12 protein-coding genes and 1 tRNA gene are annotated in these 12,702 nt (G+C 59.4%); 6 read left to right on the plus strand and 7 right to left on the minus strand.

Translation table 11 applies throughout. The features are described 5' to 3' along the window. Positions 1 to 290: 290 nt before the first annotated feature. Complete coding sequence (locus AC5YUO_RS20405) at positions 291 to 1,529, minus strand: NAD(P)/FAD-dependent oxidoreductase (RefSeq protein WP_496154954.1); 1,239 nt, start codon at positions 1,527 to 1,529, stop codon at positions 291 to 293. 194 nt (positions 1,530 to 1,723) lie between these two features. Here AC5YUO_RS20405 and AC5YUO_RS20410 point away from each other — a divergent pair, with 194 nt between their 5' ends. Then, a complete protein-coding gene (locus AC5YUO_RS20410; RefSeq protein ID WP_496154955.1) occupies positions 1,724 to 2,512 on the plus strand; it encodes a shikimate dehydrogenase family protein in 789 nt (262 codons plus the stop codon). Between the two features lie 97 nt (positions 2,513 to 2,609). Here AC5YUO_RS20410 and AC5YUO_RS20415 read toward each other — a convergent pair whose 3' ends face one another. Further along, positions 2,610 to 3,359, minus strand: a complete 750-nt coding sequence (locus tag AC5YUO_RS20415) for an SDR family NAD(P)-dependent oxidoreductase (protein ID WP_496154956.1) — start codon at positions 3,357 to 3,359, stop codon at positions 2,610 to 2,612. A gap of 177 nt (positions 3,360 to 3,536) precedes the next feature. On the opposite strand from AC5YUO_RS20415, the gene AC5YUO_RS20420 reads away from it, so the two are divergent. Continuing rightward, positions 3,537 to 4,151 carry a TetR/AcrR family transcriptional regulator gene (locus AC5YUO_RS20420; protein WP_400816235.1) on the plus strand — a complete coding sequence of 205 codons (615 nt, stop codon included), beginning with the start codon at positions 3,537 to 3,539 and terminating at the stop codon, positions 4,149 to 4,151. 5 nt (positions 4,152 to 4,156) lie between these two features. On the opposite strand, the gene AC5YUO_RS20425 is transcribed toward AC5YUO_RS20420, so the two are convergent. Continuing rightward, entirely contained in the window at positions 4,157 to 4,663 is a 507-nt protein-coding gene (locus tag AC5YUO_RS20425; RefSeq protein ID WP_496154957.1) for an Lrp/AsnC family transcriptional regulator, read from the minus strand. A gap of 165 nt (positions 4,664 to 4,828) precedes the next feature. Here AC5YUO_RS20425 and AC5YUO_RS20430 point away from each other — a divergent pair, with 165 nt between their 5' ends. Both AC5YUO_RS20430 and AC5YUO_RS20435 read left to right on the plus strand, forming a co-directional pair. Continuing rightward, on the plus strand, positions 4,829 to 6,055 hold the full coding sequence (locus AC5YUO_RS20430; RefSeq protein ID WP_496154958.1) for a diaminopropionate ammonia-lyase: 1,227 nt from the start codon (positions 4,829 to 4,831) through the stop codon (positions 6,053 to 6,055). Next, positions 6,055 to 7,296 carry a Zn-dependent hydrolase gene (locus AC5YUO_RS20435; RefSeq protein WP_496154959.1) on the plus strand — a complete coding sequence of 414 codons (1,242 nt, stop codon included), beginning with the start codon at positions 6,055 to 6,057 and terminating at the stop codon, positions 7,294 to 7,296. Before AC5YUO_RS20430 ends, AC5YUO_RS20435 begins: the two co-directional genes overlap by 1 nt. A gap of 222 nt (positions 7,297 to 7,518) precedes the next feature. Here AC5YUO_RS20435 and AC5YUO_RS20440 read toward each other — a convergent pair. Further along, positions 7,519 to 7,592 (minus strand) — tRNA-Gln (locus AC5YUO_RS20440). A 118-nt stretch (positions 7,593 to 7,710) separates the two neighbouring features. Further along, a complete protein-coding gene (locus AC5YUO_RS20445; RefSeq protein ID WP_496154960.1) occupies positions 7,711 to 8,148 on the minus strand; it encodes an Lrp/AsnC family transcriptional regulator in 438 nt (145 codons plus the stop codon). 130 nt (positions 8,149 to 8,278) lie between these two features. Between AC5YUO_RS20445 and rocF the strand changes: the two genes are divergently transcribed. Continuing rightward, on the plus strand, positions 8,279 to 9,199 hold the full coding sequence (gene rocF, locus AC5YUO_RS20450; RefSeq protein ID WP_496154961.1) for an arginase: 921 nt from the start codon (positions 8,279 to 8,281) through the stop codon (positions 9,197 to 9,199). 13 nt (positions 9,200 to 9,212) lie between these two features. Further along, entirely contained in the window at positions 9,213 to 10,268 is a 1,056-nt protein-coding gene (gene ocd, locus AC5YUO_RS20455; protein WP_496154962.1) for an ornithine cyclodeaminase, read from the plus strand. A 21-nt stretch (positions 10,269 to 10,289) separates the two neighbouring features. On the opposite strand, the gene AC5YUO_RS20460 is transcribed toward ocd, so the two are convergent. Beyond that, on the minus strand, positions 10,290 to 11,186 hold the full coding sequence (locus AC5YUO_RS20460) for a DMT family transporter (protein WP_400816221.1): 897 nt from the start codon (positions 11,184 to 11,186) through the stop codon (positions 10,290 to 10,292). 477 nt (positions 11,187 to 11,663) lie between these two features. Then, complete coding sequence (gene iolG, locus AC5YUO_RS20465) at positions 11,664 to 12,656, minus strand: inositol 2-dehydrogenase (RefSeq protein ID WP_496154963.1); 993 nt, start codon at positions 12,654 to 12,656, stop codon at positions 11,664 to 11,666. Between the last annotated feature and the right edge of the window lie 46 nt (positions 12,657 to 12,702).

The raw sequence follows: 12,702 nt of genomic DNA on the forward strand, positions 1-12,702 counted from the left end.
TGAGATAGGCGAGATGCCGATGCGGTCGTTGAGAGCGCCGCATCGGCCTCCGCCTGTCGATCATGTTGCAAGTCTTCATCGGTAGCGTGCAATATTTTCGTCAGCCGGTAAGCGAACCCCGGATATTAAAGCAGCTCGGCCGGGCGACTGAAGATCGTCCAGTGGCGCAAGTTCCGGGTACGCCTGAAACCTTATCAACCCGAAGGATGCTCAATCTTCTCCGGGTCGCTGCCTAAATGGCCGACGTTGGCGCGACGATCGCCGTGATCATCGAACGAGACGGACATGCTCTAGAAGCGCGTGACGCGGTAGGGCGACAGGTCGATCGCCGGCTTGCGCCCCGCTACCAAATCTGCAACGATTTTTCCCGTCGTTGCGCCAAGCGTCATGCCCACTTGGCCATGGCCGAAGGCCAGAACGACATTGTTGTGATGCGGTGCGCGATCAAGAACAGGCATGGTATCCGGCATGAACGGACGTGGACCCATCCACTGCTTTCCACCGGAAATATCGAGCCCCGGCAAGACCTTCAGGGCCTTTTGCGCGATGAGATCCGCGCGCGCGAAGTTCGGGCGCGGATCGAGCCCGGCGACTTCGATCGTCCCGCCAATCCGAAGACCGCTTTCCATCGGCGTCAAGACGAAGCCGCCATTCGCGTAAAGCACAGCGTGATTGAGCTTCACGCCGGGGTTCGGAACATGGTGGTGATAGCCCTGAAGCGCGGCGATCGGGACCTTCAGCCCCAGATCTTTCGAGAGCTTGCCGCTCCATGCGCCAGCGCACACCACCACCTGGTTTACGGCGAAGCGCTCGCCGCTGGCCAGATGAATGGCGACAGCCTTGCCGCCTTGCGTTTCGATCCGATCCGCCGATCCGACACGGAGCTTGCCGCCATTGGCGACAAAGAATTCCAGCAGACGCTGTCGGATCACTCCGGGCTCGCTGAACTGAAGCCATCCTTGCAGGAGGACGCCGCAGGTGATCGGGCCGCCGAGACCCGGTTCCAGCGAGCGCAATTCTTCGGTGCCCAGAAAGCGATGTTTGAAGTCCTGACTGTCGCGCAGGTCCCAGGTAAAGCGGTCGGCTTCGTAATCGGCTTTTGAATTGAAAGCCATAATGTTTTCCGTGGGGACCAGCTTGTCGGCGATATCGACCTTGTCGAAAAGGGCGCGATAATCGTCTTCCGCACGGTGCAGCAGCGGTGCCATGCCCTTGGCGATTTCCAGTACCCGTTTGCGCCGGCCCGACCACAGGAACCGCAGCAGCCACGGCATCTGGCCTACCAGATCCTTCGGCCTGACGAAGAGCGGGCTCTGCGGGTCCAGAATCCATTTGGGAATCTTCGGCAATATACCCGGCTTGGAAATGGGGACTACCTCACCGACAGCCAGAAGTCCGCAATTGCCGTAGCTAGCACCCTCGGTATCGAGGCCGCGATCGATGACTTCGACAGAATGGCCTTCTGATTGCAGCGATATCGCCGAACATATGCCGACAATCCCGCCACCCACTATCGTAACTTCGCTCATCTTCAGTCCCTGGGTGCATTGTTTGGGGTTCACCGCCAAGATTCCGGGCGATTACAGCGGCGGGCTCAAGGCGTTGATCAAATCAGGCCGAATATTGCATATCTAATGTCGACATTCCATAGACAATATGCGAGACCTTGCATCATGCCAAGGCGGTCTTGCCCGGCACAGGTTTTCAAGGAGGGCATTCAGGCATGATTTCGGGTACGACAAAGATTTTCTACATGCTCGCCCATCCGATCGCGCATGTCCGCACCCCCGAGGTGATTAACCCCTTATTCAAAAGCCGCAACATCGATGCGATCATGGTGCCAGTGCATTTCACGCCGGAAGACTTTGCGGCCGGCTGGGCCGCCATGAAACGCACCCGCAACCTGGGCGGAATCGTCGTCAGTGTTCCCCTTAAGGAACAGGCTTTCGAATTGGCCGACGAGGCCGATTCCGTTGCTGCAGAGCTTGGTGCCGCCAATGTGATTCGCCGCAGTGAAGATGGCCGGATGATCGCCACCAACCTTGATGGACAGGGTTTTTTGCGTGGCATGCTCAACGACGGCAGCGACGCGAAAGGCAGTAAGGCACTCGTCGTCGGAGCAGGGGGGGCAGGCAAGGCAATTGCGTTCGGACTGGCGAGAAGCGGCTGCGCTTCTCTGAAAGTCAGCGATCTGGATCGCTCGCGCGCGCAAGCACTGGTCGATGATATCAGGAAGCGTTATCCGGGCCTCGATGTTGAAAGCTCGGACAACGGGCTCGACGGTATCGATCTCCTGGTAAATGCCACCCCATGCGGTCTGCATCCGAAAACGGATCCCTTGCCCGTCGATATAAAGCAGCTCAAGTCCGACATGTTGGTCGCAGACATCATCATGAAGCCCCGGGAAACACCCTTGCTTACGGCTGCGCTCAAGGCCGGTTGCGACGTCAGATATGGCGCCGGCATGCTCGATAAACAGATCGACTTGATGGTCTCGTATTTCGGATACTGACAGACGTCGCGACCGGCACGGCGGCGCACGAGATCGGTCATTCCACGACCCAATCGTCAGTCCAAGCCGGCGCTCCCGGAGAGCGCCGGCAGCGTCGTCAGATCTGCGCCCAGCCGCCATCGACACAGAGTTCGCTGCCCGTCAGATAGGACGAGTCATCGGAGGCCAGGAACAGAACGGCTTTTGCGATTTCCTCGACTGTGCCGCTGCGGTGCATCGGAATTTGCGCATGCACCTGGGCTTTCGTCTGCTCGATCATCTCTTCGCTCACTCCCGATTTACGGGCTTGATCGGTATCGATGTAGCCGGGGGCCATGGCGTTCACACGAATGCCCTTGCCGGTGAGTTCCGCAGCGAGCGACCGTGCCAGCGACCGGATGGCCGCCTTGCCGGCCGAATAGACGCTGACATAAGGCATGCCTTTCGTGGTCAGGGTCGTGGTGTTGAGGACGATCGAGCCGCCGCCGGTCATGAGGGGCAGGAGCTTCTGCACCGTGAAATAGGTCCCCTTGAAGGTGCAGGCGATCGTGAAATCGAATTCTTCCTCCGACATATACTCAAACATGTTCGGCCGCGCCGCGCCGGCATTCGCGAAGATGATGTCGACGCGGCCATGCTTTTTCTCGACAAAGTCGCGAAGCGCTTCGATATCCGACATCTTGGAAATATCGCAGCCGATAGCGGCGCTGCCATTTCCGATACTTTGAGCCGCAGCATTGAGCCTCGCTTGATCGCGGCCGGTAATGACGACCTTCGCGCCTTCGCGTGCAAACAGCTTGGCGGTCGCCAGCCCCATTCCATCGCTGCCGCCGGTTATGACCGCGATCTTTCCGTCCAATTTACCCATATTCAGCTCCAATTCGTCTTTGCATGCGCCCGACATAAACCGCACTATTGCTGGAGTGGCGGGGCCAGAAGTTATATATGAAGCATCTTTCAGGTTTTGGATTCGCTTATGGGAAACGGCTCTCCACCACTGCTAACTCCCCGGAAATCCCCGCGTCAGGGTCGATCCATCGCGACCGTGGATGCCATTTTCGAGGCAACCATTCAGGTTTTGGCGAATGATGGTCTCATCCGCCTGAACACCACGCGCGTGGCGCGTCGTGCCGGCGTTTCGGTCGGAACGTTGTACCAGTATTTCCCGAACAAGCAGGCGCTGCTCTTTGCGGCGCTGGAGCGACATCTCGCGATCCTGGCAATCGCCATAGAAAAAGCCTGCGACGAAAATCTCCACTCAACCCTTGAGAAGATAGCCGACGCCGTGGTCAAGGCGTATCTTCGTGTACAGATGGCGCAGGCCGAAATCTCTCCCACCCTCTACCGCATCGCCCTGGAATTCGACGCGCGCGAGTTGCTCGATCTGGCGGGTCGGCGGAGTGCGGAAGCGATCGAGGCGGCACTGTCGACCGCCAGCGATGGTCGCTTTGCCGATCCCGGCCTGCTCGCTCGAACCATGACGGCAGCGCTTTACGGAACGGTTCCGGCTTTCTGCCACCGCGTTCTGTCCCCCGTTGATGGTCGAGAGGCCGAAAAACAGCTCACAATCATGTTTCGCTCCTACCTTGTCGCTCAGCAGAGCGGTACGGCGGATGTTGAGCGCAAGGATGCGAATGGCGCCGGGCTGCAAGCCGGGTAGTGGGATCAACTCCGGTCCCGCTTGGGATCGAGAGCGACGTTCAGGCCGACCTTCACGCGGTCCATGGTGACAAAGCTGCGGAAACGCTTGACGTTCTTGTTCGAGAAAAACAGCCTTCTTGTCATCGCTTCGTAATCGGCCATCGTCCGGACGACGACGAGAAGAATGAAATCTACCTCACCCGTCACATAGTAGCACTGCTGGACTTCCGGAGCCTCGGCGAAGGACTTCTTCGTTGCGTCATGTGTGGTGCCGAATTCGTTGTGCATCTCCACCTCGACGAAGACCGTGATCTCGTGACGCACATGCGACGGTTCCACCACTGCCACATTGGCGATGATGGTGCCCGTCTCCTCCATCCGCTTGATACGGCGCTGCACCGCCGGGGCGGACAGGCCGATCGCCTCTGCGATAGAGCGCTGCGGTATCTTGTTGTCCTTCTGGAGAATTTCCAGAATCGCGAGGTCGAAGCGGTCGAGTTCTACCGTTTTCGCAGGGTGCCTGCCAGCCATGCATATGTCCTTTCGAGGATTCCAAGTTGCCGATCGGTCGAGAGAGTCGCCGAAATTCATGCGATGAGCGAGCGAATGTTTCATATAGGACGTCAAAATACAGCGCATTTTTCGCCGCCAATGAATTAATTATCAATGCATGGTCAATCTCGAAAGAATGTTCCGATGCTCCTCCTGAATGAACACTCCGACTATCGCAAGCCGCTTGAAGCGATCGACGCCGAAGTTCTGGGGGTAGAGGCCGCCAGGACCGTCGAGCACTTCCTGCATCACCGCGAAGGTCACAAGCCCACTCCGCTGGTTTCGCTGCCGGATCTCGCGCGGGAGATCGGCATCGCGTCGATCCTCGTGAAGGATGAGGGGCATCGCCTTGGCCTTGGCAGCTTCAAGGCACTCGGCGGCTCTTATGCCGTCATCAAGCTGGTTCTCGAAGAGGCATCGAAGTGCCTTGGCCGGGAAGTCGACGTGGCGGAACTGCAGAGCAAGGACGTGAAGGCCATCGCATCGAAGATGACAGTCGCCTGCGCAACCGACGGCAACCACGGCCGGTCCGTCGCCATGGGCGCGCAACTCGTCGGCGCGAAATGCTCGATCTTCGTCCATTCGGGGGTCAGCAAGGAGCGCATCGCGGCAATCGCGCGTTATGGAGCGACCATGATCCGGGTGAATGGCAATTACGACGACTCGGTCCATGAGGCCGCCCGCGTGGCCAAGGAGAAGAATTGGATCACGGTGTCGGACACCTCCTGGCCCGGTTATGAGCGCATCCCCGGTTTCGTCATGCAGGGCTATACGGCGTTGCTGACAGAGGCGCTTCGCCAGATGCCGGAGCGCCCGACCCATGTCTTCGTCCAGGCTGGTGTCGGTGGCATCGCAGCCACTGTCGCAGGCCATTTCTCCGTTCTGTTCGGCGATGCCCGTCCCTTCTTTGTCGTCGTCGATCCATCCCGCGCAGCCTGCATCGTCGAGACTGCCCGGGCCGGACATCCGGTGAAGGTCGATCATGGCGAAGCCACCGTAATGGCGATGCTGGAGTGCTACGAGCCCTCGCTCGTGGCGTGGCGAATTCTCTCCCGCGTCGCGGACGCCTTCATGACGGTCGAAGACGATGACGCAATCAATGCGATGAAGCTGCTTGCGAACCCGAAAGGATCCGATCCGGCAATTGTTGCCGGCGAGAGCGGCGGTGTTGGCCTTGCCGCGCTGCTGAAGGTCGCGGACGACAAAGAGCTGCGGGCAAAGATCGGCCTCGATACGCAGTCCCGCGTCTTCCTTATCAACACCGAGGGGGCAACGGATCCCGCTCTTTACCAGCAATTCGTCGGTGTGACGCCTGCGGAAATCGTCGCAAGGAATTCAAATCGGTCCGGGGAAAAGGAAAGGGTCGCCTGATGAGCAAAATCTCGATCGACTCCTTACGGCTTCTAAGCCGACTGTCGGAACTGGGTGAGATTGGCCGTGGCGGCGACGGCCGGCTGGTCCGGCTCGCGGCTTCGGATACTGAAAAACTGGGACGCGACACGTTCGTATCGTGGATCGAACAGGCCGGGTTGGAACTTGCCGTCGACCGGATCGGCAACATATTCGGCATCTGGAGGCCTGAGGGTGTTTCCGATGAAGCGCCGCTCATGCTCGGCTCCCACATCGATACCGTCATCGATGCGGGAATCTACGATGGATGCTACGGCGTGCTTTCTGGCCTCGAAGTGATCGAGACGCTTATCGAAGCGGGCTTCAAGCCATCCCGCCCGATCGTTGTCGCCGCCTTCACAAATGAAGAGGGCGTACGCTACGCACCGGACATGATGGGGTCGCTTGTCTATGCGGGCGGTCTTGATGTCGACACCGCCTTGGCAACTGTCGGGACCGACGGCACGAGGCTCGGAGACGAACTGCGGCGCATCGGCTTCGATGGGGAGCACGAACCCGGCTTCCTTCGGCCCTATGCCTATATCGAACTGCATATCGAGCAGGGCCCGGTCCTCGAGCGCGAGGGCATCCAGATCGGAGCCGTCGAAAACCTGCAAGGGATCTCCTGGCAGCGGGTAACAGTGAGTGGCGATGCGAACCACGCCGGAACGACGCCGATCTCCATGCGTCGTGATGCCGGACATGCAGCCGCACTGGTCGTCACGTTCCTGCGGGAGCGTGCGCGCAATTCAAACACTCCGACGGTCGCGACGGTCGGTTGCATGAATTTTGAGCCGAACGCTATCAATGTCATCCCCTCGCGCGTGACGTTCACCGTGGATCTCCGCGACCCCGACGAGGATCGGCTGAAAGAGGAAGAAGCCGCTCTCGATGCGTATCTTGCCCAGGTGGCGAGGGATGAAGGCGTATCCTTCAATGTGGAGCGCCTTGCCCGATTCCAACCCGTGACATTCGATGCCAATATCGTCGAGCTCATCGAAGGGGCTGCCGCGAGACGAGGCCATACGGTTCGTCGCATGACGTCCGGTGCCGGCCATGATGCGCAGATGATCGCAAGGATTGCTCCATCGGCGATGATCTTCGTGCCGAGCCTTGGCGGTATCAGCCATAACCCCAGGGAAAAGACAGCGGACGAGGATCTTGTCGCGGGAGCGAACATGCTGCTGGATGTGGTTTGTCAACTCGCAGGCGGGGATAATTGACATGGCTGTCGCGCGGATTGAGCTGTTGGCGAAGCCTCAAATCTCAGAGTCGGGATATCTCTCGGTTCAAGATTGCTGCTCACCAAAGTGAGTGGCCGTGAGGTTTCGTACAATGATTTGAGAGTTTTCAGGAGAGGTGGAAGCCTTTGAGGCGCATAACGCTGTGCAAACTCGGGTGCGCGAGTAACCCTGAAAGCCTGATTTTATTGCCGGAAAAATAATTGGCTGGGGAACCTGGATTCGAACCAAGATCGACGGAGTCAGAGTCCGCTGTTCTACCATTGAACTATTCCCCAAAAGCCAGCGCGTGGCGCGTTCGCTTTGGTGGGTCGTCATATAGATGATTTATCCCGTGGCGCAAGTCGAAAAAATCGAAAAATGCGTTTTATCCGTGTTTTGTGTTTCGCCCCAGGCTCAGAGCCTTGCGCGGGTGGAGCGGGGGGTGGAGAGCAGCAGGCTGGTCTCGCTGCCGGTGATGCCGGGCACCAGCCGGATGCGTCGGAGCACCGCATCGAAATCGCTGAGCGTGGCGGCGTTGAGTCCCACGATCAAATCCCAGCGGCCGTTGGTGCTGTGGATTTCGGATATTTCCGGAAAACCGCCAAGGGTGCGGATGACGCGGTCCGTTACATGGCCTTCAATCTCGATCATCATGATGCCACGGATAGCGGCCTCCACGGCGTCGGCGCGCAGGATGACGGTATAGCCGATGATCGTGCCGTCATTCTCCATTCTTTCGATGCGCGAGCGCACCGTCGCGCGCGAGGTTTCCGTCTCGACGGCGAGATCGGAGATGCTGCGCCGGCCATTATGCCGCAAAAGGGTGATGAGGCGTTCGTCGAGATTATCCATTCATGCCATTTCGATAAAAATATTTTACCAAAATGATAGCTCATTTCGATAATATTGCCAATATTTGATGTTCATTCTGCCATGTCTCCATGGTCTAGTGGCACGATCGGTTGGGAAAGCGAGGACGGGAATGGATATCAGGCTTGTTGGTGCGCCGTTGCAGATCGGGGCCGGGCAGTTGGGGTGTGAAATGGGGCCAAGCGCCTATCGCGTCGCAGGGCTGGCGCACGCTCTCGCAGAGCTGGGGCATCGGGTTGTCGATACCGGCAATGTGACACCTACGCCGTTGCGCGAATTCCACCATCCCAATCCCGCCGTGCACCATCTGGCTGAAACCGTGGCCTGGACCGAGGCGCTGACGGAGGCCGCCTATCTCGAAAGCGCCGGCGCCGTGCCGATCTTTCTCGGCGGTGACCATGCGATTTCCGCCGGAACGGTGGCGGGCATGGCGCGGCGTGTGGCCGAGACCGGCCGGCCGTTTTTTGTGCTCTGGCTCGATGCCCATACCGACTATCACACGCTGGAGACGACGCGCAGCGGCAATCTCCACGGCACGCCGGTCGCCTATTTCAGTGGGCGAGAGGGGTTTGCCGGTTATTTCCCGCCGCTCTCTCATGCGGTTCCGGAAGAGAATATCGGCATGATCGGCATCCGCAGTGTCGACCCCGCCGAGAGAGCCGCGCTGGAGAAGAGCGGTATCACCGTTCACGACATGCGTTCGATAGACGAGCATGGCGTCGCCGTTCTCTTGCGTGAGTTTCTGGCGCGGGTTCAGGCGGCAAACGGCCTTTTGCATGTCAGTCTCGATGTCGATTTTCTCGAACCGTCCATCGCGCCGGCCGTCGGCACCACGGTTCCGGGCGGGGCGACGTTCCGTGAGGCGCATCTCGTCATGGAAATGCTGCATGATAGTGGGCTGGTCTGCAGTCTCGATCTGGTGGAACTCAACCCGTTTCTCGATGAGCGCGGCAGAACCGCGACCCTGATGGTCGATCTCGCCGCCAGCCTGATGGGCAAGCGGGTTATGGACCGCCCGACACGGGCCGGCTGAAAGGGGCGATGCGATGACCGTGATACCGAACCTCAATATCGTCCCCTTCGTCAGCGTCGATCACATGATGAAGCTTGTGCTGCGCGTGGGCATCGACACGTTTCTGCGCGAGCTTGCGGATGCGGTGGAGGAGGATTTCCGCCGCTGGGAAAGCTTCGACAAGACGCCGCGCATCGCCTCGCATTCGAAGGAGGGCGTCATCGAACTGATGCCGACCAGCGACGGCACGCTTTACGGCTTCAAATATGTCAACGGCCATCCGAAGAACATGAAGGAAGGCCGCCAGACGGTGACGGCTTTCGGCGTGCTTTCCGATGTCGGCAATGGTTATCCGCTGCTTCTGACCGAGATGACCATTTTGACGGCGCTGCGCACCGCCGCCACCTCCGCCATCGCCGCAAAATATCTCGCCCGCAAAAATTCCCGATCCATGGCCATCATCGGCAATGGTGCCCAGAGCGAATTCCAGGCGCGCGCCTTCAAGGCTATCCTCGGCATCGACACGCTGCGACTATTCGATATCGACCGGTCCGCCAGCGAAAAATGCGCCCGTAATCTCGCCGGGCAGGGTTTTGCCATCAAGATTTGTGAAAGTGCGCAGGAGGCAGTCGAAGGGGCGGATATCATCACCACCGTCACCGCCGACAAGCAATATGCGACAATCCTGACCGACAACATGGTCGGGCCCGGCATTCACATCAACGCCGTTGGCGGCGATTGCCCCGGCAAGACGGAACTGCACCGGGACATTTTGCTGCGGTCGGATATTTTCGTCGAATATCCGCCGCAGACGCGCATCGAAGGTGAAATCCAGCAATTGCCGGCGGATTATCCCGTCACCGAGCTCTGGCAGGTCATATCGGGTGAAAAGCAGGGGCGGGCAAGCGACCGACAGATCACGCTGTTCGACAGTGTCGGCTTCGCGACGGAAGATTTTTCGGCGCTGCGTTACGTGCGCTCGAAACTGCCATCCACCGGCCTTTATACGGAGCTGGATCTGCTGGCCGATCCGGATGAGCCGCGCGATCTGTTCGGCATGCTGCTGCGTTGTGAGGCGGCTCTCGTCTAGCGCCTCTCCAGCGCTGGCTGCTTATTTCGTTTCCTTCTTTGCCATTTGGCGGTTCCTGCGGGCAACCACATGCTCCCGCCAGATGGTGAAGAGGCCGGCGGCAATGACGATCGCGGCACCGATGACCATGTTGGACGTCACCACCTCGCCATAGACGGTGACGCCGATGATGGAGACGAGCACCAGCTGGTAATAGGAAAAGGGTTGCACAGCTGCGGCGTCCGCCAGTTCGAACGCCTTTATCAGGCAATAATGGCCGCTCATGCCGGTAATGCAGAGCGCCAGCATCCATCCCCAGTCCTGCGGCTCGATGCTGACCCAATAAAACGGACCGACCAGCGTCAGGGCCGCCGCACCGGCCACGCCGGTGTAAAAGAAACTTGTCATCGCCGAATCGCTCTTGCTGCCAAGGCGGGTCAGGACGCTGTAGAGCGCCAGCATGAAAGTGGCCACGAAGGTGATCACCAGCCGGTTGTCAAAACCGTCGCCCTCCGGCTTGAGGATGACGAGAACGCCGATGAAGCCGACAAAAATGGCGCACCAGCGCCGCCAGCCCACATGTTCCCCCAGCAAAGGCATGGACAGCGCCGCAACGATCAGCGGCGCGGAGGCGAGGATGGAATGGCTGTGCGCCAGCCCGACGACGGCGAAGGAGAAGATCGAAATAACGATCTGCACGGCGAGAAGCACGCCGCGGCCGATCTGCAGCCAGGGACGGTTGGCCATGACGGCGCCCCTGATACCGCCCGCCGACCTTGCGGCCATCAAAAGAACGAAGACGGCGAAGGCCCAGTATCGCAGCATGGCGATAAAAACCGGCGGATAGGCGCTGCCCAGATGTTTCGATATGCCATCCTGCGCCGCAAAGATCGTGAAGGCGACAAGCGCATAAAGAAAGCCGGTCCTGGGTGAAGGCATGAAAAAACCGCTATCCGACTGCCGCTGGCAAAAGAGTATTCGGGGTGAATGAGGTGGGTAACAGCCATATGTTACGGCCGCACCTTGTCAGACAACCTTATTTTCCGAATAGCTGTCATGCAAGTGTGGAAGCTGCGTTTTCAAGGGCCGATTGTTGGAACGTGCTTTTGCGGTGCCTCCCCTCATCCCTGTGCTTGTCACAGGGATCCAGCCAGTCCAAGTCCTTGGACTGAAAGGAGTCTCTCCCGCCGCGCAGACGCGCGTCGGCTGGATTCCTGTGACGAGCACAGGAATGAGGGCGGTAGGGGCGCCGGCCTATTGCGTGATATGAGAGGTGCGTCGTGCTGCAGCTCGACGTGGAATTCGGATGATGTGAGCTTGCTGCCGAGGGCTTTGGGACAGGCACGGCTGTCCGCCGTCAACAATTGCGCGGCGGACAGAAGGTTCAGCAAGACGCTTAGTGTCTCGGTTGTGGCTTCAGCCGATCGTCACGGCCGCCTTCGAGGTCGCGGATTTCAGTGCGGCGTCGGCCAGTTTCAGCGCGATCAGACCGTCCTTGATGGAAGGCGACGGCGCGGCATTGTTTTCGATGCTGTCGATGAAGGCGGTGATTTCCGCGGCATAGGCCGCCGTATAACGCGTCATAAAGAAATCATGCAGCGGCGGGCGGGTGTAGCCTTCCGCATTGGCGATTTCGATAGAAACCGGGCGCTGGTTCTCGGCCGCTGCCGAGCCCAGCGAACCGTGCACCTCGATGCGCTGGTCGTAGCCATAGGTGGCGCGGCGGGAATTCGAAATGATCGCCTGCCTGCCGCTTTTCGTCGTCAGGATGATGCTGGCGCTGTCGAAATCGCCAAGCGCGCCGATCTCCGGATTGACGAGAACGGAACCGGTGGCGAATACGCTTTCCACTTCTTCGCCGAGCAGGAAGCGGGCCATGTCGAAATCATGAATGGTCATGTCGCGGAAAATACCGCCGGAAACCTTGATATATTCGGCCGGCGGCGGGCCAGGGTCGCGGCTGGTGATGGTCACCATTTCCACCTTGCCGATACGGCCATCTTCGATTGCCTTGTGAACCGCCTGGAAATGCGGGTCGAAACGGCGGTTGAAACCGAGCATCACTTTCGCACCGGTTTCCTCGACCACCTTGGCGCAGGCTTCCGCGCGGGCGACATCGAGATCGACGGGTTTTTCGCAGAAGATCGCCTTGCCGGCGCGGGCGAAACGCTCGATCAGGTCGGCATGGGTGTTGGTCGGCGTGCAGATGATGACGGCATCGATCGTCTTGTCGGCCAGTACCTCATCGATCGTGCTGACCTTGCACTGCGCCTCGCGGGCGATTGCTTCCGCGGCACCGGCCATGGCGTCGACAACGGCCACCAGCTGCGCACGGCTGTCGGTGGTGATCGCCTTGGCGTGGACCTTGCCGATCCGTCCAGCGCCGAGCAGTGCCAATTTCGTAACCATCTTTCCTCCGGTTTCTCACACCCGTCCCTCACTCCCGGAGAGACAG

This window comes from Agrobacterium sp. LEGMi-208b, from assembly GCF_059511785.1.